At 50.8% G+C, this 25793-nt stretch carries 29 protein-coding genes and 1 tRNA gene; 14 read left to right on the top strand and 16 right to left on the bottom strand.

What is annotated here, in order from left to right:
- Window positions 1-36: 36 nt before the first annotated feature.
- From VB741_RS06440 to carA, 3 genes are all read right to left on the bottom strand, one after another.
- On the bottom strand, window positions 37-501 hold the full coding sequence (locus tag VB741_RS06440; RefSeq protein ID WP_323364329.1) for a Mini-ribonuclease 3: 465 nt from the start codon (window positions 499-501) through the stop codon (window positions 37-39).
- Between the two features lie 81 nt (window positions 502-582).
- Window positions 583-975 carry an STAS domain-containing protein gene (locus VB741_RS06435; protein WP_442786307.1) on the bottom strand — a complete coding sequence of 131 codons (393 nt, stop codon included), beginning with the start codon at window positions 973-975 and terminating at the stop codon, window positions 583-585.
- A 165-nt stretch (window positions 976-1140) separates the two neighbouring features.
- Complete coding sequence (gene carA, locus VB741_RS06430; protein WP_323364328.1) at window positions 1141-2310, bottom strand: glutamine-hydrolyzing carbamoyl-phosphate synthase small subunit; 1170 nt, start codon at window positions 2308-2310, stop codon at window positions 1141-1143.
- A gap of 94 nt (window positions 2311-2404) precedes the next feature.
- On the opposite strand from carA, the gene VB741_RS06425 reads away from it, so the two are divergent.
- Entirely contained in the window at window positions 2405-3334 is a 930-nt protein-coding gene (locus VB741_RS06425; RefSeq protein ID WP_323364327.1) for a retropepsin-like aspartic protease family protein, read from the top strand.
- Between the two features lie 308 nt (window positions 3335-3642).
- Window positions 3643-4572, top strand: a complete 930-nt coding sequence (locus VB741_RS06420) for a cobalamin-binding protein (protein ID WP_323364326.1) — start codon at window positions 3643-3645, stop codon at window positions 4570-4572.
- Between the two features lie 26 nt (window positions 4573-4598).
- Here the strand turns inward: VB741_RS06420 and thiL are convergent, their stop codons facing one another.
- Window positions 4599-5648, bottom strand: coding sequence for a thiamine-phosphate kinase (thiL, locus tag VB741_RS06415; protein ID WP_323364325.1), 1050 nt, complete (start codon window positions 5646-5648; stop codon window positions 4599-4601).
- A 26-nt stretch (window positions 5649-5674) separates the two neighbouring features.
- On the bottom strand, window positions 5675-6826 hold the full coding sequence (locus VB741_RS06410; RefSeq protein WP_323364324.1) for a peptidylprolyl isomerase: 1152 nt from the start codon (window positions 6824-6826) through the stop codon (window positions 5675-5677).
- 238 nt (window positions 6827-7064) lie between these two features.
- Here VB741_RS06410 and efp point away from each other — a divergent pair, with 238 nt between their 5' ends.
- The 3 genes from efp (at window position 7065) to VB741_RS06395 (ending at window position 9131) form a co-directional block, all read left to right on the top strand.
- Window positions 7065-7622, top strand: a complete 558-nt coding sequence (efp, locus tag VB741_RS06405; protein WP_323364323.1) for an elongation factor P — start codon at window positions 7065-7067, stop codon at window positions 7620-7622.
- A 134-nt stretch (window positions 7623-7756) separates the two neighbouring features.
- Window positions 7757-8254: an acetyl-CoA carboxylase biotin carboxyl carrier protein gene (accB, locus tag VB741_RS06400; protein WP_323364322.1), complete on the top strand. Its 498-nt coding sequence runs from the start codon at window positions 7757-7759 to the stop codon at window positions 8252-8254.
- A 496-nt stretch (window positions 8255-8750) separates the two neighbouring features.
- Window positions 8751-9131 carry a hypothetical protein gene (locus VB741_RS06395; RefSeq protein WP_323364321.1) on the top strand — a complete coding sequence of 127 codons (381 nt, stop codon included), beginning with the start codon at window positions 8751-8753 and terminating at the stop codon, window positions 9129-9131.
- A 153-nt stretch (window positions 9132-9284) separates the two neighbouring features.
- On the opposite strand, the gene VB741_RS06390 is transcribed toward VB741_RS06395, so the two are convergent.
- The 3 genes from VB741_RS06390 to VB741_RS06380 form a co-directional block, all read right to left on the bottom strand.
- On the bottom strand, window positions 9285-10217 hold the full coding sequence (locus VB741_RS06390) for an FTR1 family iron permease (protein ID WP_323364320.1): 933 nt from the start codon (window positions 10215-10217) through the stop codon (window positions 9285-9287).
- Window positions 10218-10378: 161 nt separating this feature from the next.
- Complete coding sequence (locus VB741_RS06385; protein ID WP_323364319.1) at window positions 10379-10918, bottom strand: 2OG-Fe(II) oxygenase family protein; 540 nt, start codon at window positions 10916-10918, stop codon at window positions 10379-10381.
- Entirely contained in the window at window positions 10869-11333 is a 465-nt protein-coding gene (locus VB741_RS06380) for a 2-oxoglutarate and iron-dependent oxygenase domain-containing protein (RefSeq protein ID WP_323364318.1), read from the bottom strand. The genes VB741_RS06385 and VB741_RS06380 overlap by 50 nt, the downstream gene beginning before the upstream one ends.
- 249 nt (window positions 11334-11582) lie before the next feature.
- On the opposite strand from VB741_RS06380, the gene VB741_RS06375 reads away from it, so the two are divergent.
- Window positions 11583-11912: a hypothetical protein gene (locus tag VB741_RS06375; RefSeq protein ID WP_323364317.1), complete on the top strand. Its 330-nt coding sequence runs from the start codon at window positions 11583-11585 to the stop codon at window positions 11910-11912.
- Window positions 11913-11961: 49 nt separating this feature from the next.
- Here the strand turns inward: VB741_RS06375 and VB741_RS06370 are convergent, their stop codons facing one another.
- The 3 genes from VB741_RS06370 to VB741_RS06360 form a co-directional block, all read right to left on the bottom strand.
- Entirely contained in the window at window positions 11962-13278 is a 1317-nt protein-coding gene (locus VB741_RS06370) for a glutamate-5-semialdehyde dehydrogenase (protein ID WP_323364316.1), read from the bottom strand.
- Between the two features lie 90 nt (window positions 13279-13368).
- The gene (gene mazG, locus VB741_RS06365; RefSeq protein WP_323364315.1) at window positions 13369-14208 is read right to left on the bottom strand and encodes a nucleoside triphosphate pyrophosphohydrolase; all 840 of its coding nucleotides are present in this window, start codon (window positions 14206-14208) and stop codon (window positions 13369-13371) included.
- 98 nt (window positions 14209-14306) lie between these two features.
- Window positions 14307-14831: a metal-binding protein gene (locus VB741_RS06360; RefSeq protein ID WP_323364314.1), complete on the bottom strand. Its 525-nt coding sequence runs from the start codon at window positions 14829-14831 to the stop codon at window positions 14307-14309.
- A 292-nt stretch (window positions 14832-15123) separates the two neighbouring features.
- Here VB741_RS06360 and VB741_RS06355 point away from each other — a divergent pair.
- The 5 genes from VB741_RS06355 to VB741_RS06335 all read left to right on the top strand — a co-directional run bounded on the left by VB741_RS06355 (window position 15124) and on the right by VB741_RS06335 (window position 18630).
- Window positions 15124-15196: transfer RNA gene (locus tag VB741_RS06355), tRNA-Val, on the top strand.
- A 376-nt stretch (window positions 15197-15572) separates the two neighbouring features.
- Complete coding sequence (locus VB741_RS06350) at window positions 15573-15902, top strand: DUF4926 domain-containing protein (protein WP_323364313.1); 330 nt, start codon at window positions 15573-15575, stop codon at window positions 15900-15902.
- Between the two features lie 184 nt (window positions 15903-16086).
- Window positions 16087-16896, top strand: coding sequence for a hypothetical protein (locus VB741_RS06345; protein ID WP_323364312.1), 810 nt, complete (start codon window positions 16087-16089; stop codon window positions 16894-16896).
- Between the two features lie 576 nt (window positions 16897-17472).
- Window positions 17473-17886 (top strand): hypothetical protein, encoded by a 414-nt coding sequence (locus tag VB741_RS06340; RefSeq protein ID WP_323364311.1) that lies wholly within the window; start codon window positions 17473-17475, stop codon window positions 17884-17886.
- A gap of 9 nt (window positions 17887-17895) precedes the next feature.
- Window positions 17896-18630 (top strand): hypothetical protein, encoded by a 735-nt coding sequence (locus tag VB741_RS06335; RefSeq protein WP_323364310.1) that lies wholly within the window; start codon window positions 17896-17898, stop codon window positions 18628-18630.
- Window positions 18631-18975: 345 nt separating this feature from the next.
- On the opposite strand, the gene VB741_RS06330 is transcribed toward VB741_RS06335, so the two are convergent.
- Both VB741_RS06330 and VB741_RS06325 read right to left on the bottom strand, forming a co-directional pair.
- Window positions 18976-19662, bottom strand: coding sequence for a Uma2 family endonuclease (locus tag VB741_RS06330; protein ID WP_323364309.1), 687 nt, complete (start codon window positions 19660-19662; stop codon window positions 18976-18978).
- Window positions 19663-19785: 123 nt separating this feature from the next.
- Entirely contained in the window at window positions 19786-20085 is a 300-nt protein-coding gene (locus VB741_RS06325) for a hypothetical protein (protein ID WP_323364308.1), read from the bottom strand.
- 709 nt (window positions 20086-20794) lie between these two features.
- On the opposite strand from VB741_RS06325, the gene VB741_RS06320 reads away from it, so the two are divergent.
- Window positions 20795-21280 carry a hypothetical protein gene (locus VB741_RS06320; protein WP_323364307.1) on the top strand — a complete coding sequence of 162 codons (486 nt, stop codon included), beginning with the start codon at window positions 20795-20797 and terminating at the stop codon, window positions 21278-21280.
- Window positions 21281-21308: 28 nt separating this feature from the next.
- Here VB741_RS06320 and VB741_RS06315 read toward each other — a convergent pair whose 3' ends face one another.
- From VB741_RS06315 to VB741_RS06305, 3 genes are all read right to left on the bottom strand, one after another.
- Window positions 21309-22790, bottom strand: a complete 1482-nt coding sequence (locus VB741_RS06315; protein WP_323364306.1) for a restriction endonuclease — start codon at window positions 22788-22790, stop codon at window positions 21309-21311.
- Between the two features lie 273 nt (window positions 22791-23063).
- Window positions 23064-24215 carry an HNH endonuclease domain-containing protein gene (locus VB741_RS06310; RefSeq protein ID WP_323364305.1) on the bottom strand — a complete coding sequence of 384 codons (1152 nt, stop codon included), beginning with the start codon at window positions 24213-24215 and terminating at the stop codon, window positions 23064-23066.
- A 190-nt stretch (window positions 24216-24405) separates the two neighbouring features.
- Window positions 24406-24537: a hypothetical protein gene (locus tag VB741_RS06305; protein WP_323364304.1), complete on the bottom strand. Its 132-nt coding sequence runs from the start codon at window positions 24535-24537 to the stop codon at window positions 24406-24408.
- Between the two features lie 246 nt (window positions 24538-24783).
- Between VB741_RS06305 and VB741_RS06300 the strand changes: the two genes are divergently transcribed.
- Window positions 24784-25350, top strand: coding sequence for a Uma2 family endonuclease (locus tag VB741_RS06300; RefSeq protein WP_323364303.1), 567 nt, complete (start codon window positions 24784-24786; stop codon window positions 25348-25350).
- 169 nt (window positions 25351-25519) lie between these two features.
- On the top strand, window positions 25520-25793 hold a 274-nt coding region (locus VB741_RS06295), incomplete at its 3' end, for a DUF6398 domain-containing protein (protein ID WP_323364302.1).

Below are 25793 nucleotides of genomic sequence, written 5' to 3'. Positions count from 1 at the left end.
GGAGTAGAAGCGAAGTCACATCATACCTCATACCGCTTAGGTACTTTTCGGATGAACCGACGGCGAAATAGTTAGTCGAGGCAAGAGCTCAAACAAGCGTTCTTGGTTAGTAATGTAGAGATAGCCAACCAATGCCTCAAAAGCCGTTGCCTGTCGATATATTTTTGCCGATAGACGCCGGGGTGACTTAGACGTAGCGTTACGGCCCCGGCGCACAATCTCAGCTTCCGCTTCATCTAAATGGGGCATCAACTGGGCCAAAAAATCAGCCTGTTGCTCAGCTTTGACCTGGCTCACCACCTGCTGGTGAAATGCCTGGATCCGCTGGGGGGGCCATAAAAACTGTAGCCGAATGTAAAGCTCGAACACCGCATCCCCAATGTAAGCCAAGGCGATGGGAGGAACAGATTGCACCTGATGGGGTTGGAGACAACTGAGGGGGAGCCCATCAGGCAGTTGAATCGGTAGCGGTTCCACACCTGTTTGATCCTGGTTATCCATAGGAAAACCACATGCTCAAACACCCTGACGAGTGAGCACTCCAGTGATCCATGACTTTCCACGGCCAGTCCACCAGTGCAATCAAGAATCCTTTAGGCTTTCAAGGGCAGCATCCACGGTCGGCTGTAGGGAAAGAAATTTTTCTAGACGGACAAGTTTGACCGTCTGGGTAACGCGGGCATTGGTTACCACTTGCAAACTGCCGCTTTCGCCCTTGGCTTTTTTCACCAGTTGAACCAACGCACCAAGACCAGAGCTATCGACAAAGTCAATCGCCGATAGATCGAGAATAATGTGGGTGGGACCTTCCTCAATGTACCGATTCAAAACCTTACGAAATGTAGGTTCTGAAAATGCATCCAGGAGGCCAGTGAGGCGAAATATTTGGCATTTCCCCCTAACATCTCGGGTGCCTCTTAAACTTACGGTTAGGGTCAGTGACTCAGCGATAATAACCTCCTCAAGGTCATAGATACGGCAAAATTAGACGTTTAATTCTAGGTCAGGATGCTTCTGCCTGCAAGAAAAATAAGCGAAACTTAAATGCATTGATCTAGGGCTAATCTAGGGCTATTTGTAGCGTATTTGTGGTTTCTCAGCCACGGTTTTCTCCTGTTTTTCCTGTAATAGAACCATAGATTACCCCACCCCAGTATTGCGGTGATCACGCATGAGAGTGATAAATTTTTCAAATAGGTAATCGGCATCATGGGGGCCAGGACTTGCCTCTGGATGGTACTGCACCGAGAATACTGGTAGTTTTTTATGTTGCAGCCCCGCCACGGTGTGATCGTTGAGGTTGAAATGGGTGACTTCGACATCCGCCGTGGGAATGGTGTCAACATCAATGGCAAAGCCATGGTTTTGACTGGTAATTTCCACCTGCTCAGTGAGGCCGCAGGGTTGGTTCAGACCCCGATGGCCAAATTTGAGTTTGAATGTTTGAGCGCCAAAAGATAACCCAAGGATTTGATGGCCCATGCAAATGCCAAAGGTGGGGAGTCCACTTTCTAGGAGCGCTTTGACTAACGCTGGGGCTGACTCAACGGCGGCTGGGTCCCCAGGGCCGTTAGACAGGAAAATGCCATCGGGCTTGTAGCTGAGAATGTCCTCTGGGCTGCTATCGATGGGAACGACGACGACGCGACAGCCATAGCTGGCCAACCGGCGTAGGATGTTGCGTTTGATGCCAAAGTCAATGGCGACCACGGTGAGGTGAGGTGTGGTCGCCGGGGAGGGTTGGGTGCCTGGGGCAAACTCCCAATTTGCATCGGTTGGCTCTGTCCATTCATAGGGAGTGGGGGTACTGACGTCCTTGACCAGATTTAGCCCTTCCATGTTGGGCAGTTGTTCTAGCTGCTGGAGCAGCTGGTCCGGGTCTAAAATTGTGCTGGAAATCGCTCCGTTCATGGCCCCTACTGTCCGGAGTTTGCGGGTTAATTGGCGGGTGTCAATGCCGTAGATGCCAGGAATATTGTGCTGTTGGAGATAGTCGGGCAGGGAGGAGGTGGAACGCCAGTTACTGGGCCGCTCACAGATATTTTTTGCGATCGCACCGTTCACCTGGGGCGCGGCCGATTCCTCATCCGCCTCGTTCACCCCCGTATTGCCCAGTTCAGGATAGGTGAAGGTAACAATCTGCCCGCGATAGCTCGGATCGGTCAAGACCTCTTGATACCCCGTCATCCCAGTGTTAAAGACAATTTCACCCACGACGGTACCGGTGGCTCCAAAGGACCAGCCCCGGAACACTGAGCCGTCAGCCAACACCAGCAACGCGGGCTGGGAGTTAGTGGAAAAAATAGACATGGGTTACAACAGAGGGACGTATGTAGGGGCTATGCCCATAGAAAAAACTATGGGGACCGGTACTATCCTAGAGGCCATGGGGCACATTTGAACAATGCTTAGGAAAAAACAAATCAGACTTATTCAAATTCTGTGCCTAGGAACCCTAGCCGCCTGTCAATCCGTTCCAGTCCAAACGGAAAATGTGGGGGAGGCCGCGCCCCTGGACTCTGCCCCCCCAAAGATCGCGGCGGCGACCGAGGCTGGGATACCAGACTCTAAGGTCAGTAATACCCCTGGGGTGGCACCCACCACCCCGGCAGACGCCACTCCAGATGCCTCAAAAACCGCCTATCAAGACGCCCTTAACCTAGCCGCCAGTGCCGTTACCTTAGGTCAACAGGCCACCTCGCCGGATGATTGGGATTTAATTGTGGGGCGTTGGGAGCAGGCGATGGAAAAACTCAAGCAGGTGCCAGTGGACCATGAGCACTATGCCACGGCCCAAACCAAGCTCAAGGACTATGGCCGTAACTTAGCCCAAGCCCAAAAACAGTTGGCCCAGCTCCAGCGACCGACCGCTGAGGTTCCCTTGTCGAAACCGTTTGTCAAGACTGGCGCAGCACCCGCTACTGCTACATCCAATCCACCCAAGGCCCCTACCCCTAGGAATACATCCATCTCAAATGCATCTATCCCAATAGTTGAGCGGCGTGGGGGTACCCCAGTGGTGGAAGTGACGATCAACGGTAGCCGTTACCCGATGATTTTGGACACAGGCGCTAGCCACACCCACATTACCCGAGCCATGGCTAACGAATTGGGCATTCAAGTGGTGGGGCAAGTGCCCGTGGCCACCGCCAGCAGTCGTCAAACCCTGGTGGATGTGGGCTATGTCGACTCGATTCGCGTGGGTAATATTGCCCGGACCCGTATGCCCATTAGCATTGGCGATGAGGTTCCCATTGGCCTTTTGGGCAACGATGTCTATGAAAACTTTGATGTGATCCTCCAGGTGAACTCGGTGGAGTTCCGTCCCCGCTAACTAGAAGTCAGAATTCTAGTGCCTGACTCCTCATCCCGTCAGGATTTCCTAGCTTAACGGCATACCCCAACCTAGTTTGGATACGGTTAGACAGATCTAGTAGGCCGATTTAGAATCCGCGATTTAGGATCTGATTACTAATGATTACTCATTAGAAGTGTACGGAAGCTCTATGATGTAGGGCAAAGAATTTCACCTGAAAATCCTTAAGCTCCGATGATGATGGGCATTAACCGCCTGGCACGTCAGTTATCGTTGTAGCTTCTGACAGTATTTTACTAAACGTAATTTCTTCCCAAAGCGCTGGCATGTCTGAGCTTCGCATCGTTTCCCTAATTCCCAGCGCCACTGAAATAGTCATCCAACTCGGGTTTGGGGATTCATTGGTGGGGCGCTCCCACTCCTGTGATTTTCCCCCTGAGGTGCAGAAGTTGCCGGTTTGTACCGCCCCTAGCTTTGACCCCAATGGCAAAAGCAAGGAAATTCATGATCGGGTGAGTGAGCTGCTCCATCGGGGCCTCAGCGTTTATAGCGTCGATGTGGCCATGCTTCAGGAACTACGCCCTACCCACATTTTGACCCAGGATCAATGTGAGGTGTGTGCCGCCAGTCTGGTGGATGTCCAAAAGGCGGTGGCTCAAATTATTCAGCCTCAACCCGAGGTGATTTCCCTCAAACCCCAGGTGCTGTCCCACCTATGGGATGATTTGCTGCAGGTATCAACGGCCCTGGATCCGCTGAATGGAGCTGCGATCGCAGAGCTAACCATTGCCCAACTCCAGGGCCGACTCCAAGACTGTCTGAAAAAAGTACCGGCCAAACTGCCCCAGCCCACGGTGGCCTGTTTAGAATGGACCGATCCCCTGATGGGGGCGGGCAACTGGGTGCCTGAGCTGGTGTCTATGGCGGGGGGGCATCCCCTATTTGGCCAGGTGGGTCGCCATTCCCCTTGGATCGGCTGGGACGATATTACCGCCGCCGACCCAGATTTGTTGGTGATCATGCCCTGTGGCTATGACCTAGAACAGGGACGTCAGTCTGTGGATCAGCTGGTGCAGCAGCCGTCTTGGCAATCCCTAAAAGCAGTTAAAGACTGTCGTATTTTTATCGTCGATGGCAACCAATATTTCAATCGCCCCGGCCCCCGATTAGTGGATTCCCTGGAGATATTGGCCGAAATTTTGCACCCGAATGAATGTGAGTTTGGCTATGCCATGAAGGCTTGGAAAATCTACTAGAAAATCACTAGCGAGGAAACCACCCGCTACTCGCCAAAATGTTGATACCCCTGCCCCTGGTCCAACGCCACGTCAGGGCCTTGGGTCAGATCATCCCTTAAGCGAATTTGGTGTGCCCTAGTGGTGTGCCCAATGATTTGGCTGCCAGGGTGCTGTTGCACAAACGCCTCCGCCATGGCCGGAGACAGACTGAGCACCAGTTCAAAGTCTTCCCCGCCGTAAAGGGTCCATTGTGCGGCGGTGGTGGTACCAACGGCATCGACTAGACCGGGGGGAATGGGTAACTGGGAGCGCAGTAGGGTTGCCCCCACCTGACTCTGGCGGCAAATTTGGATCACGGCATCGGCAAGGCCATCGCTGGTGTCCATACAAGCTGGGGCATCAGCTGGGGCATTTTCGGTTTGGGTGTGGAGCCGACGCAGGGTGGCGATGGCCTCAAACTGCGGTATGGGTCGTTGATGGGCCGTAATCCAGGTCTGGCGGGTGATGGAGGAGGGATTGCTCTGCTCCCAAGTCTCATCCAGCGCGCCATCCAGTTCACCCAACAGCAGGGCTAAGCCCGCCCGGGAGGCTCCATGTACCCCCGTGGTGACTAAGACTTGTCCTGGCTGGGCCCGATGGCGATACAGGGCCTGGTGGGGCTGAACGGAGCCCAGGGCCGTAATGGCCAAACTGCGGTGATCCCCCCGACAGAGATCGCCGCCGAGGATGGCTCCTCCATACTGACCTAAGCAGTCGGTGAGGCCCTGGTAAACCGTTTCTAGCCAGGGCCAACTGGTGTGGGCTGGTAGGGTGAGGCCAATGGTTAGCCCCAGGGGTTTTGCCCCCATGGCGGCCAAGTCCGATAGGTTGACGGCGGCGGCGCGCCAGCCCAGGTCCAGAGGGGGGAGGGTGCGATCGCAAAAATGCACCCCATCCACCAGAACATCGGTGGTCACCACCAACTGCTCACCGGGGGGCAAGGCCTGCAACGCCCCATCGTCCCCCACCATCGCCCCACAAAAGCGGTGCAACCGTCGCAGCACTTCATGCTCCCCTAGCTCGGCAATGGTGGACCTAGCTGTAGACCCAGACATGGAGCCAGACGCAGGACCAGGACTGCTCACGCCTGCGGTGTCACCAAATTATCCAACCCGTCAACTACCTTAGCAGAGAGGATTTTGCCCCCCTGATGTCCCATCCTATCCAGGGCTTCTTTCCCCTCAATGGTGTAGCCAAATACGGAGTAGCGGCCATCCAGCAGATTTAACCCCGCCGGGGTCAATTCTGGTTCAAATAGGAAGAAAAAGAATTGGGACGAGGCCCCATCCGGATCAGACTCTGGCCGGGCCATGGCTAGGGCCCCAAAGGAATTGAACGGAAGTACGGGCTTTTCTAGAAACCGCCCCAGTTCTTCTAAGGTGGCCCCATAGGTGGGGGCGTCATCACCGGACACTAAAATTTCCAAAGGAATAGCCCGATACTGCTTGGTCTTCGGATCAATAAACCCCACTTCTGGACCAGCGGGATCCCCCGTTTGCAGTACATAATTTTCCTCAGCCCGGTCAAAGGTCATGCCATCATAAAAACCCCGTTTAACCAGGTCCACAAAGTTGCCCGCCGTGACTGGGGCACTATACCCATCCACCACCACCGTTACGGGGCCTTCATTGGTTTTGAACTCAATCGTGGCCCGTCCCTTCAGCTGGGGCAGGTGGTCATACTCTGCGGGCACCTCATAGGGAAACCCCTTAACCATCAAATACTCCAGTTCGCCAATCAGGCCCAGGGTCGTCCGTCGCCCACTCCACAGGCTATCCACATCCTTGGTTGACAACGCCGTTTGCATGGCTTCTAGCTGAGCATCAATTTTCCCAAACAGGGGCTCAGCCATGGCCCGCCGCTCCTCTGGAATCGCCTCTAAAATGGCTGGACGCTTCCGGGTCAGAAGTTTTGTCGACTGATTGATTTCCCGCTTTGCCCGTCCCCACTGTTTCGTGCGCAGGGCATAGTTCAGCCCCTCCAAATTATCCTGAATCTGACGAATTTCTGGACTATCGATGGGGAGGGAATAGCGCAGTAGTGCCCTAGGGTCAGTAATGGCATCCCCAGGGGGTAAATAGGCCACTGGCAGATAGGCCACCGGCATAGCAAAGGGAAGCACAGCTGCCTGGGCCGATGGCACCGAAAACCAACCAAAGCTGAGGATAAAACTAAAACTGATGCTCAAAAGACCCGCAAGGGCAGTCTGAAAGCAGGATTGGAAACGAGCCATAGTTGGAAATATAACGACAACGGCGTGACAAACCTTTACGATCTTGCCATAGTGTGGAGCGTCTCAGACATTGACCCCATGCGGTTCTAGATATCTTGTATAAATCACTGCATGGGGTCAGTGATCACCAGGTGATCACCAGGGATTAATTCATAACCGTACGGGTAAATGACCGCTGAGCTGTACAATAAGGGCCGAATATTAACCATCGACTATCAATCTACAGCCTGCCAGCACCATGATTTCTAGCAATGATTTTCGCACCGGTACTAGCATTGAAATTGATGGCTCCGTGTGGCGAGTAGTGGAGTTTCTCCATGTAAAACCTGGAAAAGGGGCAGCCTTCGTCCGGACTAAATTAAAGAACGTCCAAACCGGTAGCGTTGTTGATCGCACATTTCGCGCTGGGGAAACTCTTCCCCAAGCAGTCGTAGAAAAGAGCGTGATGCAATACACTTATCGCGATGGTGACCAGTATGTATTCATGAATATGGAAACCTATGACGAGTCCCAGCTTTCTGCAAAGGAGATCGGACCCCAGGTCAAATATTTAAAGGAGGAAATGGAGGTGACGGTCCTCAAGTGGAATGAGCAAGTGCTAGAGGTCGATTTACCTAACTCGGTGGTGTTGGAAGTGACTGAGACCGACCCTGGGGTAAAAGGCGATACGGCCACCGGTGGAACCAAGCCAGCCACCGTAGAAACAGGGGCCCAGGTGATGGTGCCCTTATTTATCTCGATCGGTGAAAGGATTAAAATCGACACCCGGAATGACTCCTACCTCGGTAGAGAGTGATTCTTATCAACGTAGATGAAGAGTTGGTTTTGGCTCCCTACGGTCGGTTTTTGTGCAGTCCTCTACTGGAGTAGACTGCTCTAAGCAGACCCTGTTGGTAGGTGTCACTAATTGTTAATTTGGAGTTGTAGACAGTGGATTTGGATTTTAGTGAGCTTCGTCAGCTAGTTGCAGCTCTTGATCAAACAGATATTGCTGAGCTGACGCTTAAAAATCCTAATTTTGAGCTCACATTGCGCAAGGCTACCGCTCCCGGTCAAGCTGTGATGTTCGCTTCAGATGCTACGTTACAGTCTGCAGCGGCTCCCCAGGCATTGGCAACAACCGCCGCACCACCGATGGCCGTCGCACCACCGATGGCCGCCGCACCACCGGTGGCCGCCGTATCCGATCTGTACGAGATTACCTCACCGATGGTAGGTACGTTCTATCGGTCCCCAGCCCCCGATGAATCTCCGTTTGTAAATACGGGTGATCGGATTAAATCTGGACAAACCGTCTGCATTATCGAGGCGATGAAGCTGATGAATGAGCTTGAGGCTGAGGTCTCTGGTGAAATTGTCGAAATTTTGGTCCAAAATGCTGAACCGGTTGAGTTTGGTCAGCCCTTGATGCGGGTGAAGCAGAGTTAGCTGTTTTGAGTTTGGTCCGCCCCTGATGTGGCTGAAAGAGCTTTTCGCGATATACGGCTGAATTCCTTAAGCCATATAGGTTAATCTTTTGCATTTTACGGTTACTCGTCTAGATTAGGATGATGTAGACTACCTAGAAAGGTTTTGCCTTCAGCAGACTTGGGCATTCTTTGTGGGAATGTTTCCTATGGGTATTGAGTTAATGCCCTAGGCAAGACGTTAGACTAGCTTCAACCAGTCGATTTATCGTTCCAGTTTTAACAAGGAGGTGTCCCTTAGGTAGAGATATGCCAGATGTCCAGCTCTAAACCCCCTTGCTTTAGTAGATTTGACCATCCATTGGTAAATCAGGGCGTTGCTGCTCCGAACTATCATTTCATCTGCAAGGTCTTGGCTTAATGCAATGCTTTCAGATTAGTTCATCCCTAAATCAGTAACGGCTCAACCAGCAAGTGGCATGTGTACGGCATTGTGTATTGACCAAAAGGAGAGAAGCATGCAAAATACCCCCCGACCCGTCATTCAACGTGAACCAGAGTCCCCCACCTGCAGAGTAGTTCCAAAACATACACGGCTCTACAAACGTTTAGAAGAAGCTCTCCACACCGGTAGCGAAGTTTGGTTTCGTATGCCAGGAACAAGATTAGTTGGTATCCCCATATATCTGGATGGCGACTACGTAGAAGTGGTGGATGTGGACGTGGCTGAGGGATACGAGGATGATGAGTTGCCGGATGATCCTTATCAGCGCACGGTGTGGCTAATTCGATTAGCTGAAATCAGTGCTATTTCCTACGCAACGGATCGTTGGTCAAAAGATAGATTTGAGCGCTTACTGGATCAGAGTGATTCTGATAGTAGCCCCATTGATACTTAAGTCCATTGACGTAGTTTTTTGATTTTGAGCTTTGGGTCAGCAAACTTGTTACTCAAAGCTCAAAGCCAAGGTTTTATACTTATCTAAGAACGGACTAAAGATTGTTACTTTAGTTATTTTCTAGCTATCTAATCTATCTGTCTAACTATCTGCTTAAACGGTTGAAGAGACCGATGTAGTCTTTTCCTTTGGGGGTGTTGGTTGGTTGAGGGTGCGGAAATATCGACCGCCAATGACTAGCCAAAACAGGGCATAGGCCAGTAGCTGTACTAGGTAGATGCGATCGCGATAGCCCAGCAGCACCTTTAAAATCACCCCTGGCAGCTTTTTGTCAGGCAAACTCTGGCTAGCATCCCAGATGAGGGGACCCAATACACAGGACTGGCCAAAGCCAAAGCAGAGGTCTAGGGGCAAGCTACTGAGCTGACTGAGGGCCGCAAAAGCAATGTCGATGTTGCGGCATAACGACACCACTAGCCCAGCAATAATGAGCAGCAGCAGCACCCCCATCACTTGAAAAAACAACCCCAAGTTAATCCGAATACCCCACCTAAATAATCCAAAGCCGATCACGGTGGCTCCGAGCAATCCCATCCCCACCCCTAACAGGCTGCTAGCCAAAGTTTGAGGTTGGGTAAATAGAAACAGAACGGTTTCAAACCCTTCCCTAAGCACAGCAATACACACCAGGCTAAAAATACTCAGACCAGCCGCCTCACTGGTCAGGGCACTGCTAACCGTTTGATTGATTTCAGATTTTAAAGATCTGGCCTGACGGGTCATCCACAGGAGCATCCAGCTCAGCATAATGATGGCAACGCTGCCAAAGAGAATGCCCAGGATGGGCTTTAGCAGCCCCTGGGCATTGGGCATGGCATATTGCAATTGCTCCAGCCCTAGCCCCAAAAATGAGCCAATCAGAACACTGCCCGCTAAGCCCGCCACGACCCCGCCAAATACCGATTGATTCAGCTGGGGTTTCTCGGCTTTATTTAAGCAGGCCAGCACAATGCCCACTACCAGTGATGCTTCCACCCCCTCCCGGAGGGTGACAATGGCAGTGGGTAAGGCGGCGGCAATATCCATAGGTCAAAATATAGCTTTGCGCCCATAATGTACGACATGAGTAACGGCTAGAGCCATTGCAAAACAACGGCTATATGGGGCTTAGTGGGATGAACCATACGCCCAGCTACTCGATTGATTTTTCCATTATGCCGTGCCATGGTCGCCCTATGGTCCAGGTTTTAGGCTAAACCAATTTCCTGGAGCCGCTGGTGCAAATATTGTTGGGCCGTTTGAGTAGGAAACTTGGGCTGCCCCCCCGTGCGCTCTACGCAACTGGGTAGGGGCGTCAGGTCAAAGTCGGGACGGGGATGCATAAAAAACGGCAGGGAAAATCTGCGATTCTCCCCCAGGGAGGCTGCGCCAACACCCCCAGCATCAGGATTAACCACGCGATGGGTGGTACTTTTAAACACCCCATTACTCAGGGCCTGTAGCATATCCCCCGTATCCACAATAATCTGACCCGGTAAGGACTCAATGGCCAGCCAGCTACCATCTGCCTGGAGCAGTTCGAGGCCCGGCCCGGTGGATTCGCACAATAGGGTAATCAGATTAATATCCTCGTGGGGGGCAGCCCGTAATGCTGACCCCAGGACGGGTTGCAGTGCCGACCCTAGGGGTGGGTAATGTAACACCCGCAGAATGCTTTTACCTTCCGCAGCTTCAGCATCAAAGAACGTTTCCGGTAGGTCCAAATAGAGGGCACAGGCCTTTAGCAAATGGGCCGCACACAGCTCTAACTGCTGATAGAGTTCTGCCGGCCAGCTGAAATTGCGGCACCTCCTGGGGCCAAGGATTGGCAAATTCATCTTCTCGCCCCACGTGCCAAAACTCCTTGAGATCTGGGGCATCACTGTCCTTGGCGTGTTCTTGTCCAAAGCAGGTAAACCCCCGTTGCCGATGAATATCGGGTCGTTCGTAGTTCTGTTTAATGGCCTCCGGCAACGTAAAAAAGTCGGCTGCCGCCCCATAAGCCGACCGAATGAGGTCAGAGTCAATGTCGTGATTTTCTAGGGCAAAAAAACCAACCGTTTCCAAGGCTTGGCCTAGGGTAAGGACAAACTGTTGTCGTTGGTCCGTTGCACCATGCAGAAATGTCTGTAGGTTTAAGGTGGGGAGAGAGGAGGAGTTCATGGCGGTCATAAAGGTCACAGCAGGCTGCAAAAAGCGGTCGTAGGAAGTTCCAGGAAACTGATGAAATTATTTGGGTGCGAACGGCAACCAATGCCGTAATTTTGAGGTTTAGCAGATATTTGGACGGCTTTCTGGGCGATTTTGCTTGTTTTATACAATTGGTAGCTGAATGGTTGTGTTATTGTTTATGCACAGTGAACTGTAGTACCTTAAAATCACCCCAACATATTCAGTACAGGAAATTTTCTGATGGAGAAGAAACAGCTTTTGAGTCAAACAATGGCGTTTCTCTTATGTACCACACCTGACACTACCTTAGGTAAGTTACTGCAGCTATGTTTGGCCTCCAAAGTAGATGGAAAAAGATCAGGTAAAAGTCCCCTCGAGTTTGCTGAAGAGCTACTACAGCACCCTGACACCATATCTACTTGGATTTTAGAAGTTGTCGATAGTGATGATCTCTATAGTGTTGAGGAGATGATAGCGTTATCGGAAATGAATCTCAGAGATCCTGAAAAATTCATGAGAGAACTGCTGGATGAGGTGACGGTATTAGATACACAAGGCCTAGCGAATTGAGGTCAGCATGGGCTACCTAGGGGGAGAGCCGATGCATAAACCAGCGCATTTAGGACAAATCACGATGGGTAAAGGGTCTTGCATTTTCTCCTGAGTAGGTAGCCACAACATGGCCGTTACCCACTACTTGATACTTGTAGGTGACTAATCCTTCTAAGCCAACGGGGCCGCGAGGGGGCATTTTCTGGGTGCTGATGCCCACTTCAGCCCCAAAGCCGTAGCGGAAACCATCGGCAAAGCGGGTGGAGCAGTTGTGGTAAACCCCAGCGGCATCCACCTGGGCCATAAATTGAGCAGCGGTGGCCTGGTCTTCTGTTGCGATCGCATCCGTATGACGCGACCCATAGGTATTGATATGGTCAATCGCCCCATCGACCGAATCCACCACCCGAATGGCCAAAATCAGATCGCTATACTCCGTAGACCAGTCATCTTCGGTGGCCGCTTGAATATCCGTGAGCACCTGCCGTGTCGCCTCATCCCCCAGTAGTTTCACCCCCGCCTGTTGCAGGGCACTGGCCAGTACCGGCAAAGCCCTAGGGGCGATGTCCCGATGCACTAGCAGGGTTTCAATGGCATTACAGGCGGATGGATAGCCCACCTTGGCATCAACAGCAATGTTGACCGTCTTTTCCAGGTCCGCCGCCGCATCCACATATAAGTGACACACACCGTCCGCATGACCCAATACCGGAATCCGGGTATTCTCCTGGACAAACCGCACAAAGGCATTGGAGCCTCGGGGGATGATCAGATCCACATAGTTGTCTAAGGCCAGCATGGCCCGTGTTTCTTCCCGCGTGGTGAGCAGCTGCACCGCATTGGGGTCCACCCCGGCATTGGTCAAACCCTGGCGAATGGCCTTAACCAGGGCTTGGCAAGACCGCACAGCTTCCCGACCCCCCTTAAGAATGACACCATTGCCCGACTTCACCGCCAGGGTAGAAATCTGCATCACCGCGTCGGGTCGAGATTCAAAGATAATGCCCAGCACCCCCAGGGGGCAGGCAATGCGCTTCAGTACCAGGCCATCGTCTAACTCACGGTGAATCTGCACCGCCCCCGCCGGGTCCGGCAGCTGCGCCACATCCCGCACCCCCTTAATCGCCCCCTGCAGCTTCATCGCATCCAGCTTTAGCCGTTCGTAGAGGGGCTTGGCCAGGTTATCCTCCACGGCTGCTTGCAGGTCTAGAGCATTGGCCGCAACAATATCAGGGGCCGCCGCTGTCAACGCCTGGGCAATGGCCTCAATGGCCTCATTCTTTTGCTCGGTGGAGAGGCTGGCCAGGGTGCGGGCGGCTTGACGAGTGCTGGTTGCGATCGCAACCAAAGGATTCTCAACAGCAGCAACCGAAGATACAGACATGGGTTCCGTGGGTATTCGTCAATAATCTAGTGTATCCAGAATAAAGCTTTCGGGACCTGCGCAAACCATTGACCTTTCACGTTCTACGCGTCACTCTGCAGCCACTCTGCCTGCAGCCACTCTGCCCTGAGCAATTGCCAGCTTCGCCCGCTGCCACAAAGCCTCTAGCTCCTCTATGCTATGCTCCTCAATCGGCTTATCCGCCGCCTGTTCCAGCAACCCAAACCGCTGCACAAAGCGACGATTTGTCCCCTGGAGCGCAGCCACCGGGTCAATATCACACCAGCGAGCCACCTGCATCAAACTAAACAGCACATCCCCAAACTCCGCCGCCTGGTTTGCCGCACTTTCATGGGCCAGGGCATGGCGAAACTCTCCCAGCTCCTCCTCCACCTTTTCCCACACCCCCTCCAGGGTTTCCCACTCAAACCCAGCCTTAGCCGCTTTTTTAGAAATTTTCATCGTCGCCACCATGGGAGGCAATGACCGACCATAGCGGGCCAGCTTCGCAGTCAGCGTAGGCTCCTGCTGGCCCTTCTCCTCGGCCTTAATCGCCTCCCAGCTCACCCGCACATCCTCCGGTGTCGCCGCCGAGCCATCCCCAAACACATGGGGATGCCGGCGGATCAGCTTATCCGCAATGCCCTGGGCCACATCACCCAAATCAAACCCATCCGTCTCACTAAAAATCTGCGACTGCAGTACCACCTGCAGCAACAGATCCCCCAGCTCCTCAGCAATATGCTTCCGGTCCCCCTGCTGAATCGCATCCACCACCTCATAGGCCTCCTCCAGCACATAGGGGGTCAGGCTCTCCGGCGTCTGGGCCAAATCCCATGGACAGCCTCCATCCGGGTTCCGTAACTGGGCCACCACCTCAATCAGGTGCTGTAGCGCCTCTAACGTCTTAGATTGCAGATTTTCACTCATGGGTTTTAGCGATGGATAGTGTGACAAATTTTTCCACAGATACGACCTGGGCAAATAGGGCAAATATTTCCTGTAAAAACGCGTCTGCTTGGGGTGGCCTATTTTTTCTGATGCCGTCGCTTACGCTTTTTCTTTTTAATCATCGAAGCCAACCAGTCACTGGTGTAATGGCTCAGAGCACCCAGTTCTAACCCCGCTAACAAGGCTAGCCACTGCTTCCCATAGCGAGCAAACAAGCTCATCAAAGTAGTTTCTAGCATGGACCATGACAGCTGGGCTTGCCAAAAATGATTAACGGCCAACACTCCAAGTACCATAAACAAACCAATCCAAATCCCCAAATAAACCACCCGCACCAATGTGCCGATGACAGGACCATGGGACCAGGGAGAACGATGCTTGACCATCATCTGATAGGGAGACCAAATCCAGCGCACCGGACCCCACCGACGATACTGGATCGATTGAATATCCAGGTCAGGCCCCATCATGAAACCCCCGATTAAAAAGCTAATACTGACAATGATCGTTAGCGGCACATCAATGGTCAGCATAAAAGCACCGGTCAGTACCCCAGGCAATAGCCACAGCGTAATTCGGTCATGACTTTTTCCAGATGGCATGGACACCTCAATGACATGACAGGGAACCTTTGGGACCTCCAAATGTTGCCATCGGTCCAAAGGTCAGGCGTCAGGTAGATCCCTATTGCCCAGGTTTAATAATACAAATGAATTACTACATTTTCATCGCGACTGATTTAGGGGATGAACCAGTCTGTCAGAAGGACCCTATACCGGCATCTTGCGGATGAAATCATCGTTCGGCTCAGCAGCGCTCATTTTCTTTAAAAAAAGATCGCCTTAGGCCGCAACCATCTGTTAATATCTACTCCAGTGCAAATGCACAGTTCGCGGACGGTTAGCTCAGTTGGTAGAGCGCCTGCCTTACAAGCAGGATGTCACTGGTTCGAGCCCAGTACCGTCCATAGGTTTCAGAGATCGGCAAAAAACGTGAACTAGATGTGAACTAGATTTTATGCTCAGTTCAGTCAGGTTTTCAAGCACATGATCCTGAAATACAGACATAAATTTGTGGCTTTTCAGACGTTTCCTGAAGCAGGCATTGCGTCTCTCAGGTTGCAGCGCAGGTTTGGGGCTTTATTGAGATCGCATCCACTGCCCATCAGAATGGTTGAGATCGCAGCAGGCACAACCATTCAATTTTCCTGCACATTCCACTACGCCAAGAGTATGCTCAACGTATACACATACCTTTTCTAAATTCTGAACATGATTACCCAAAAGGTCCGTGTGTGGGGTAACTCACTATAAAGATGGCTAAAGGATAAGGATTACAGGCTCATGATCAAGGAACTCGATGTTGTCACTCTCACCCATGATATTCAAGCGCATGGACTGGTTAAGGGTAGCCGTGGTGCAGTTGTGCATTGCTACAGTGATGGGCAAGGCTTCGAAGTCGAGTTTGTGGATGCTGCTGGTGATAACGCCCATGTGCTGACTTTAGAAAGATCCGATATTCAGTTAGAAAGGGAACTCATCCAGGCTCAGGTGATCGAACTCCTCCATTACTTGCCAGAAGATTTACTAGCAGAAGTACGAGATTTTGCCGAGTTCCTGCGACAAAGGCAGATGAAAAACGATACGTTAGAGGTCGAGCCAGAAGCAGTGTGATTAAGGTTGCCCTGGTAATGGACATTTTGCAGTCATTAGACGCTTGCCCTAGGCAAGTATAGAGTCTATTCCTTCAGTCAAAACCATGCCTGCCAAAGATTACCAGCCCCCTATTGATCAACTCCTCGCTTACGGTAGACCTGGCATCACCTATCCAGACCAATGGATCAACTATGTCGATGAATTGGGACTGACAGCAGACCATATCCCTGAACTAATTCGCCTTGCTTCTGATCAAGAGCTAGATGAAGATGAAGTAGAACTCTATGCTTACATCCACGCCTATCGTGCTCTTGGCCAACTGAAGGCAAACTCTGCCATTGAACCACTGATTAAGCTGCTAGGTGATGAGGCCAATGAGTGGTTTCTGGAAGAACTGCCCGAAGTCTTTGCCATGATCGGGCCAACGTGTATTACTCCATTAGCGGCCTATCTGACCATTCAGGAACCTGGCAAATGGTCCAAAACATCAGCTGCTAAAGGGCTAGAAGAAATTGCAAAAGCCCATCCTGACTATCGAGACGAATGTGTTCAGCATTTGTCAGACGCCATTGCTTGCCATAGTCAACAGCCAGCGCCTTTGAACGGCTGCTTAGTTGCTAATTTACTTGAACTGAAAGCCACAGAATCGGCTCCTGTAATCGAGAAAGCCTATAGAGAAGGCCCCATGGATGAAACGATTTGTGGCACCTGGGCCAAGGTTCAAATAGAGTTAGGGCTGGCCACAGAATCAGATTTCATCCCTGAAGAACTCCAGCATGAAGTACCGGAATGGATAGAATCTATTCAGCGTGTTGCCCAGAGTATTCAGCAACTGCGTCAAGCTAGAGCCTCGATTGCTTTGCCGACCAGACCAGCACAACCTACACGTCTGACACAATTTGGGAAGGGTGACCTTGCATCTGCTGGACAGCCTAAACTTTCTAAGTCAAAAACTGGATTTGGCTCATCCAAAAACAAGGAAAAAAAGAGCAAGAAAAAGAAAAATCACTGAAACCTAGTCTAGGCAAGGTTTCGTCAGACTATAAATGCTTGTTATCTAATAGCTCTATCTTTATGCCCGTGAAAAAAACTGTCAGCATCGAGCCTGTGACTTAAATTTGATTGAGAGGCAGCACTAATCTCAAGCGCATGCTTGTAAGGCAGGCGCTCAAGCTTCAAAACTCTCTCTAGGAAAGGCTTTCAAACGAACTAAATATAACTGATCTAATTTTGATCTAAATGATAGCTCATAAATTGACATAAATTTCGTTGAACTTCCACGCTGAAGGCGTAGGTGAGCGGGTTGAAATGATGCCGTATATCGCCCACTATTCCGTCAGACTAGTCTCAGCGATAAAGACGGGTGGACGATTACGGATGTGTTGAGGCAACAAGCCTTGAGGTCGAATCAACTATAGGCTTGTTGACGATGACTTTATGCCCTATTGCTCAGCATCGTGTCCGCTGTATATCTCAAGTTTTGGGTTTATATGTAAATTAATTTACATTTTGTCAGCATGGCTTTGATTGAACCGCTATCCTTTGTAGGGTGCTACTTCAGTCTGTTTGGTTAGTTAAGGGATGAGCTATGCCTCGCAAACCTAGCAATGACGATCCGGATAAGTCCACCAAGTCAAGGGTGCGCTTTATTTTTGAGCCAGACCGCAGCTCCCCCAACGGCATCACCTACAGCTGGCTGATTCATCGTACTTACAAGGGTAAAGAAAAGGCGGCTACTGCGGCTCGTGCTTTCTGGCTTCCCTTTGCTTATCAGGATACGGGTAAGCATTCGGAGACAGAGTTAAAGGACCTGGCCCGTCAGTCTATTATTCGGATGGAAGAGCAAATTCAGCATTTGCGGGAAACGTTTGGGATTGAGGCTCCGTCGAGCGAATCTGACCAGCCTGAATTTTCAGCAATTAGCCCGATGGCGGTACCGACAGGAGAGATTTCTCTGTTGGCTCAAGATGATCTACTCAACGACTTTTCGGATGTGTTGTAGGGAGTGATCATGGCAAAGTCTCCTAAAAGTGACAAAGAAACGACTTCAGAAGAGGCTCCATTGGTGCCTCGTGAACCTGATACGGAAAAGGGAAAGCAGGCGAGAGAGCAGTATTTAGTTCTAGCGAAGGCGGCTTTAAGAGTGAATTTTGAGGATTATCAGACGTTATTTCAGGCTTATGCGAGTGAGGATCCTGAGGATCAACAAACGGCTCAACAGCTGGACCGCACGGTTGCTCAGGTGGCGTTACAGGCGGGGCATTCTCCCCGGCAGGTGATTCAGTTTGTGGCTCAGGGACCCTATGTGCAGTGTGAGACGAGGGGGCAATCGCCAGAGGAGAAGAAGGCGGCGCTGCCTAAGCTACTGTACTATGCTAAAACGCAGGTAGATACGGCTCAGAAGCAGCGGTATACGGAATATGCGAATGCGGTGACTGGTAAAATTCAGAGCTACGCTGATTTGTATCGGGAGTCTGTGAGTAGTGACCTGGCGGCGATTCAGTTGGACCAGCAGGTGGTGGCGGCGGCGCTGAGGGCTGGGGAGTCGGCAGAGGCGGTGACTCATTTGTTGTATCAGGGTCCCTATGCTCAGTTTCAGCAGGGGGTGAAGGGGATGGATGCGGGGTCGTTGGATCAGTATGCTAAGGGGACTGTGGCTCAGGTGCAGTCGATTCAGTCGTTGCAGATATCGGGGGATAGGGGTGGAGTTGGGCGTAGGAAATCGCAATCCCTGGATCGATCATAAAAAAACAAGTGGGATCGCCTCACCCGGTTGATTATATACCCGGTGCAACAGCCACTTTATTTTTCATCAACAGGGAGAAACTGGGATAACAGCAATTCCAAATTCCAAAATTAGGACATTCGAATGTCCTAACCAGTCCTCAATCAAAGTCCTGATGAAGGGTTAGGAGGTATTGGTTCGAGTTTTTCGAGTTGTGGGACTATCCTCGAGAACGTTGCCGATGCCAATCAAGCAGCCGATGCCAATCCCAAGGTGCTGAAACGAAATCTTCGGAGTAGCCGTATAATCAGGGGGGTGTCGATAGGGAGATTCTCTCCTCGTTAACTTTTTGCAACAGAGCCACATTTATCCGCACTGACTCTGAAGCCAATCCCTATAGGCAATATGGTCAGCACTAGCAATTCCCTGTTGCACCACCGTCAGGACCGTAGCAACATCGCCTGCTAATAATGCAGTCACCGACAAATCTAAACCTGGAAACAAACGACTGTGACTAATGCCTTGAGCATCGGGTGATAGCAATATATACTCTCCAGCCTCTAACTGAAACCAGCTTAGCCGTTGATCAATCACCTGCCAAATAATGTACTCCCGTACCCCATTGCGTCTATAGACAGTCTTTTTCTCATGGAGATCATAGGCCGCACTGCTGCTGGCAATTTCGACAATTAACTCTGGGGCACCTTCAACATAGTCGTCTTCACTAATGGACGATTGGCCGCCGTAAGCGGTCTTAATTCTTAGAAGGGCATCGGGCTGTGGTTCATTATCAAGATCCAGACGTACAGTAGGATTATCAGCAGCTTCGAGACCGGGAGTCAGTGCCGCATACACCCCGAGCCAGGTCATGATGTCACTGTGGGGTTTGCCATGTTTTCGGTATCGCAGAGCAGCAGGCACGTAGACAACTCCTTCAATTAACTCCGCCTTTTTAAGCTGGGACATGGCAGCATACCGCCGTTCAAATTCATCACGGCTTAGGTGATCGCCATTTTCGAGGATAGGTATAACCGGTGGACGAGTGGATACCACGGCGAAGGATTTCAGTAGACTTTCTTTCTTTTATTGTAGTTGAGAGCGCAAGGGCGTGTGTATTCACCTGACTTCGGGCTCTTGGCCACTTTTGGTGAAACTCGGCATGACAGCGATTTGGACTCACGCAATATTTGGTGTTCCAGCTAACACATCACCAAAAGTGGCCAAGAGCCTGACTTCGGCATCCTTTTTGCGACCACCACCCGCTTGGCGCTTTCGACCCAGTCGTTCGGTTGAAGACTGTTTAGCGGCGGCCATGCGTTGCCACAGCTCCCACAGCGCAGTAGCCCCTAACCCAATCATCCGTTTGCCTTGCTGAGAACGCTCCTCTTTCGTCTGAGTCAAGGGACCTGTTAGCCAGGTAATTATGAATAGAAAATCTGGCCAATATCCCTCCAGGGCAAGGGATTTAGAATTCATGCTGATCGCTTTACTCAGACAGGTCAATTTTCAAGGTCTACAATGCGCCCTATGCTGATACTGCTATGAGTATTCGGCATTTACGTTGGGCCTGCACATCGTAGTCAGGTGCCACCGCTCCACTCATTCTGGATAAAAGGCCTGTCATTCTGGATAAAAGGCCTGATAAACAAGACGGGGAGCCGTTTTTCCCTTAAGAACCTGTAAGCCTTCATCTGTAAACTCGCAAAAGAAAATCTCATGGGGACGAATACCATAGGAAGCCATCATCCCATAAACCCACTGCCAGTTTCGATTTGGAATTTGCTCTCTCCAATGAGCAATTAAATCATCAGAAGACAGGTCTCGCTCCTGACTTTTCCCGTTATCTTTTGGCGCTAAAAACCTACCTGATTTTCGCTACCTGGAACCCCTATAAGTTCGTGATCTATTCTCAATAATTCAACCTTATTGAGAGCAAAGCTGATTTTAGATCCTTGATATTTGGCGGTTGTAGAACTTAGCAGGAAAAGTCAGGTCTCGCTCTTGTACCTTGCTAGGTCCATAATTGCCCTGATACGTCAGCAGGTCCACATCAATTCCCGCAAAATTAGCCAAGGCCTGCAACCTTGGACAAGTCTTTAGACTTTGCCGTCCTGGCAGTCGCGTAATCATCTGGAAACACTAGGATTAACAGACAGCTCAACAGCTGGACCGCACGGTTGCTCAGGTGGCGTTACAGGCGGGGCATTCTCCCCGGCAGGTGATTCAGTTTGTTGCCCAGGGACCCTATGTGCAGTGTGAGACGAGGGGGCAATCGCCAGAGGAGAAGAAGGCGGCTCTGCCTAAGCTACTGTACTATGTTAAGACTCAGGTGGATACGGCTCAGAAGCAGCGGTATACGGAATATGCAAATGCGGTGACTGGGAAAATTCAGAGCTATGCTGATTTGTATCGGGAGTCTGTGAGTATTGACCTGGCGGCGATTCAGTTGGACCAACAGGTGATGGCGACGGCGCTGAGGGCTGGGGAGTCGGCTGAGGCGGTGACTCATTTGTTGTATCAGGGGCCGTATGCTCAGTTTCAGCAGGGGGTGAAAGGGATGGATGCGGGGTCGTTGGATCAGTATGCTAAGGGCACGGTGGCTCAGGTGCAGTCGATTCAGTCGTTGCAGATATCAACAGGGACGGTGAAATCGCAGGGAATGGAACGTTAGGCTGTGATCTATATGGTGTTTTGAAGTTTTAATCTACACTATCTTCCATTTGGGCAAAAGCATCCGCATCTAACTCCAATACCTCCACTGAGCGGGTTCTCACCCCAATTCCGTACTCAATCAGCAAATCAATCAGCTTATCGCCATTAATCAACGTAATCGGCGGAGCCCCCGGCTCAAACGCCACCTGCATCGCCCCTTTAGAAAAATTTGCCGTCGTAATAATCGTGCCTCGCACCGCCTGAAACCGATAGAGCGATCCCCGCAACGCATCCAGTACCGTCCGCTGCACATTGCTCTTCTGGCGCTTCGCCTGCACCACCTCCCGCACCGACGTAATCCCCAGCTCAATGTCAGCCACTACATCCACCCCCTTATCATTCGAGGGTGCCGTCACCGTCACATTCTGATAGTTCATCGCTTCCAGCAGCTGCTTGATCAAATGCTCAAAGGCAATCGGGTCCATCGTTGCCAGCAACTCCTGCATACTAGCCCGCACCGATGCCTTCTGCTGCTTAATCAGCTGCAAAATTTCCTGTAGCTCACCCGAGGTATCCGCATCTTCTGCCCCGCCCGTTTGCCTAAGATAGGCTAAGCCCTCATCCGTAATGCCATAGGTCGTGCCCGTTTTAGCCAGCAACCCCCGCTCTAAAAGGCTCTGTAGCCTGCGCCCCAGGGTGTCCTTGATGGTGCTATCTGTGCCATAGCGGGAGTAGCGCTTTAGATAATCCGACCAGTCAGGAATAAAATCAGCCCGTCGTCCGGTGCCTTTCTCCGCTGCAATGGTCAGAATTTTCAGCACCCCCTCCTGCTCATCCACCAGGGAAACCGCATCCCCAAAAGGATTATCTACGAAATCCTGACCCCGCTCAGTCAGCACCATGTAGCCGCTGCTATCTTCAACCAGCAACCGATAGGCACAGGCCAGCAACCAATGACCATAAACATGACGCGGGTTCACCCTACCTTTGGTCTTCTGCCAAATGGCCTCTGCTAAGTTGCGATCATCCCCTTGCAAACGCTCAGGAATCCATTCATCCGGCCTGGTCCAATCTCCCGGCTCCTGCGGACTACCCCGCAGCTTGGCAATGGTGGCCCGCAGTCCTGTAATTTGCGACCTGGGCCGTCCATTCCAGATAGGCAGTACCAGCCGCAGCTCATCATAGAATGGAAAATGGGGAATCCGTACCCGACGATTTTCCTCGTCCGCAGTCCCCGGTGAAACCACAGCCAAAGGTTCCAGCCCCCAGATCTGTAAGCCAAAGACACCAGGCCGCACCCGGACAAACCGGCTCTGAGAACCTTTTTGCTTGATATCTACTGAGATGACTGCATTAAGTGACGCTTCTGGGGTTTTGCCATCTGTCTGAATCAGGTTTTGGGTCAATGCCTGCTCAGTGATGTCTCGATAGTGGAGAGGACAACTGCTCAACTCCAGCACCTTGGCAGCTGCATCCGCAAACGGCAGTGGTGCGAATTGTGCTTGTAAGGTGTCAGTTGCTTCGCCCATTCAGCGCTATGATCCGTAATTTGGTTTAGCTCGTCTATTAAATAGGTATCCCGAGCAGTTCCTTATAGTCAGCTTTAAAATCAAAAGAAATTGAAATAATTAGTGTTTTTTAAGCAATGCTGCGTAGGCAAGTTTGGGTGGAGGGGAGGGGCCGAGTGTGGATAGATGAAGGGAGTGGGTGCGATCTCAAGATTTAGGCCGTTAGGTACGGCCTAAGGTTGCCGGTTAATCTTATTAGTCCCCAGGAGGTGACGTCCTACCCACATAAAATTCCTAACTTGAATAGAGCCAATTTTTTGCAAACCCCTGGCTAGACGCTAGCGTGATCAGTGGCATCATCACTTTCTCATAGGCATTATGCAGCTTGTCTACATCCAGCAGATAGCTCTCACAGCCAATACCCAAATCATTAATATATGGCTCTATTTGACGAGTCCATTTCCCATCAGAGAGCGTCTGATGGGTAACCGTTAATCCAATATGCTGTAGCTCCACAAATTTTCTAAAATACTGATCGGCAGGTAGATTATTCGATTTTGAAGAATTTACTTCTGGCAATGTGGGAATCAAGTTCCATCCCTGATCATGGGCCACAAACGACCAGGGTAGGTAGTGGTCTAATGAGAACTTACTGGTATCAATCGGGCGATCAGAATAAATGCAATATAGCGACTGAGACTTGAGCACCGTTCGCCAGTAAGCCGTTTGCTTATTCAGCGAATCGCGCTTGACTGGCATAAATAGCTTGCTGGAAATTGCTGGCGTACAAGGATTACGACGTTGCATGTAAATCAGCCATTCCCAGGCTGCCCACCCACGGATTACTTTGTAGTGTTGTTCCAGGTAGCTGGCCCAATCGGGATGAACAATAATCCCATGGCAATCTTTATGCTGGGCTGAGTCAAACTTATAAAGAGGTTTACAGCTCTCAAAACATCGTTCTGCAATGGTGGGAATGGCCATATCGATTTGATTGCCTTTGCCGCGACTGATGCCATCTAATTCTGTTTCCAGGAAGGGGATAATCAAACGAAAGGGAACGTATCGGCGCAGTTGGGAGATGGCGTCTTTGAGGTTTTGATTGGCAATGGTTTGTCTGAGCAGTTTTTTGTCTGGGTCCTGAAACTGAAAGATTTTGTCTGTGACCACCAGGTCCAGAGAGTCTAGCTTTTTGGCGATTTTGTCTTGGGTACCAAAGGATAGTTTGAAAAATGTGTGGGGATACCAGGCATTGGCCAGCATCTCGATAATTAGCTCTTGAAAACTGATGGGGGCCTGGGTGTCAAAATGACGTCTGCATAGGATATCTAGCAACGATAGGAAGAACAGGTATTTGTAGGAGTTCGTGGTGTCTACAAAAAGCCTGGATAGGGCTGAGATATTTAACGTTTCTGAAAGGGGTAGGTTCAATGGCTGTGACTGCATTGATCGACGGGGTAGAGGGTTGCTGGCTATGGCTATAGGGCTGCAATTTTAAGGTGCTGGAGGTGCAGAGCTGCTTGTTGGGTTGTGGTTATGCTATCTGGAATTTTCTTCCTTAAGCGAATTTATTGGTGAGGTGACTACCCAAAGCTACCCCTGATAGGTTAGGAAATATGCGATCGCACCCCTCAAGTCAAGTAAACATGCGATCGCACCCCTTAAGCCAAGTAAACATGCGATCGCACCCCTTAAGCCAAGTAAACACTCGATCGCACCCCTCAAGCCAAGTAAACACTCGATCGCACCCCTCAAGCCAAGTAAACATGCGATCGCACCCCCTAATCCCCTTATTCGCACCCCCTAATCCCCTTATTCGTCTGTGCAGGCACATGAATCCAAGACCGCGCATACAAAAACTACGTCAAACCAATTGCAAAACAAACGTTCGATGGGTTGGCAGGGTCGTAGGTGCCATGCGTTAAGTTCTGCACTTACCCGGTTTATATAACGCGATCGCAAACTGGCCAGTTCGCTAAAATAGACCAATAAGGTTAAACCATCGGATCATTCAATGATTGCTGTCCCCCACTACATCAGTCCTAAGGACTATCTCGACATTGAACGGGATAGCCCAGTCCGTCATGAATATCGACGTGGATTGGTGTATGCAATGGCGGGTGGTACGGATAACCACGATCGGATCGCATTCAATCTCCTCAAGTTAATTGACAATCAGTTTGGTGACTCGTCTAATTGTCGATTTCACTCTGGTAATGTGAAAGTCAACTACCAGGATGATTTTTATTATTATCCCGATGCGTTTGTTACCTGTGATCCAAGAGATAAAACTGACCGTTACATTAAGCGATATCCTAAGTTGGTTGTTGAAGTGCGTTCACCTGGTACCAAAGCGTTTGATTTGGGTGATAAATTTGAGGATTATCAACAGCTTGACTCCCTAGAAGAATATGTTTTGATTTTCCAGGAGACTCAGCAAGTGGAATGTCGTCGGCGCATATCGGCGGGTAGCTGGGAAACGGTTATCTATGGTGCTGGTGATGATGTTTTGCTTGAAAGCATTGACTTGAGGTTTGCGATCTCAAACTTATATCGTGGTCTTGATGGCCAAGCTGGGTAGTGTGGCGGCGGATATTTTGTAATAGTGAGCCCCAGCAGAGTTACCCAGTCTGGGTGTAGCCGCAAACTTAGTTTTAGCTATTGAGCGGATTTGCTAAATTCTCTCGACAATGATTGCATAGTCTTATCCTCACCTGTTCCCCGACCGGGCTCCCTAAACTCTCACGAGCATGGCTAAATCCAAAAAATCCGAAACTGCCCCCAAGGCAATGGAAGCGAAGTTTAATAGCATTGTGGAACTGACCGACGAATTTGCGCGGCAGCATCTCAATGACGAGTACGTCCAACTGATTCGTCAAGCGACGGCTGCCCTCTGCCGTAAGCGTCCTTCACCCCTGGAAAAGGGACAGGCCAAGACCTGGGCCTGTGGGATCACCCATGCGATCGGCATGGTCAATTTTCTGTTCGACAGCTCGCAAACGCCCCATGTCAGTGCCAAAGATC

Source organism: Leptothoe sp. PORK10 BA2 (assembly GCF_034932105.1).
In the GTDB taxonomy this organism is placed as follows: Bacteria; Cyanobacteriota; Cyanobacteriia; order Phormidesmidales; family Phormidesmidaceae; genus Leptothoe.
The sequence above is the reverse complement of the archived record's forward strand: the minus strand, read 5'-3'. Positions and strand labels throughout refer to the sequence as shown.